The 1365-nt window shown below is 38.7% G+C and carries 2 pseudogenes; both read right to left on the bottom strand.

Annotated features, from left to right (window positions below):
- Positions 1-107, bottom strand: a pseudogene (locus GB992_RS06500) (type II toxin-antitoxin system RelB/DinJ family antitoxin); the annotation flags it as partial.
- Between the two features lie 250 nt (positions 108-357).
- Positions 358-1266: pseudogene (locus tag GB992_RS06495) on the bottom strand (replication initiator protein A); the annotation flags it as partial.
- Between the last annotated feature and the right edge of the window lie 99 nt (positions 1267-1365).

Below are 1365 nucleotides of genomic sequence, written 5' to 3'. Positions count from 1 at the left end.
ATGGCCGTGGTTGGATTTAAGCCCAATTCGCTTAAAACTGCTTCGGTATCATCGGCCAAATCTTTATCAATCTTGACTTGGACCCGTTTCTTTTCCTTAACTGCCATGATTGTCTCATCTCCTTTCTTTTACTACTACCATTATACTACCTTTTGATTACCTTGTCAATATACAAAGCTCTGGCCTCAAATCACTTGAGCTTGGCGTTGATCTAAAGGCTGAACTTTTGAGCTGGTTAGCTCTGGCACTCATTCAAAAGCCCCTATTGTTCTGTTTAAGCCATTTAAATCTAACTTAAGTATAAAGAGGTTAGTAAGTCTTAAAACCGCTTAGAAAGGACTTTGTAGCCTTTTAGGACTAGTAGTACAACCCACTGTTATCGTTGTCGGCCGACTTTTCTTCTTGGGGGTGTTTGGCCGCATATTCTCTAGCCGCTTGTTGATTCCACCAAACACCAAATAGGTTTTGCATGGTGCCGTACAAGTAGTTTTCCACGTTCTTGATATGCTTTTCATTGCGTCTTAGGGCGTTAAAGTAGCGTCTCAAGGCTTTAGTCATCAAAGATTTTAGTTCTTCATCATCTAGTGGGATTAGAACGCCAATGTCCTGATGATCCTTCTCAACTCGGTACTTAGCATTTAAGATAATGCCAATAAAGCGCCGCATTTGTTGCGGAGTGCGGCACCAGAAACTTAGTAATTGCACGGCTTCGGGTTCTAAGAAGACCGGTAAGCCGCTGTCTTCATCAGTTAAAAAGTTATTAGCATGGTTCACCAAATCCTGGTTTTGCTTTTGAATTTCGGCTGATGAGAAGTTGGCTGTGGAAAAGTCCAACTTTTGAGTATCTATATTGTATCTATTAGTATCTATGTTTTTAGAGTCTTTATATAGATTGCTTTCGATTTTCGAAATTCCGCTCGTAGCAAGGGATTTCGGCGTTTCTTGTCCATATTCACCCCTTAAATAGACATCAGTAGCTTTCACATCGAGCTTGGAAAGGTATAAACGATTCGGTTCATTCTTTTTCGTTTTAGGATTAAATCCCATTTGAATTTGTTTTAATAGATTGGCTGTTTGTAATTCTTTTTTTATTTTAACGGCTTTTTCAGTAGCGCAGTTAAATAAGTCTTGTAGTTCTTGAACGGTAAAAATAAAGTAAACATGATTATCTTCATCAACCCAATGATTACGCAAAGAATACTCTAGCCGGTCTTTCAGTACCATATAAGCCAATTTGGCGTCACTACTTAAATATTTGTATTGCTCGGGCAAATTACAAGTTTAATCCGAACAAGCCCGGAATCTTTCAATGGCAGTCTGTTGATGATGTATTTTTAATGGTCGTTGATTAATTAGTTCAAGTGC

This window comes from Furfurilactobacillus milii (assembly GCF_009863985.1).
GTDB lineage: Bacteria > Bacillota > Bacilli > Lactobacillales > Lactobacillaceae > Furfurilactobacillus > Furfurilactobacillus milii_A.
The sequence above is the reverse complement of the archived record's forward strand: the minus strand, read 5'-3'. Positions and strand labels throughout refer to the sequence as shown.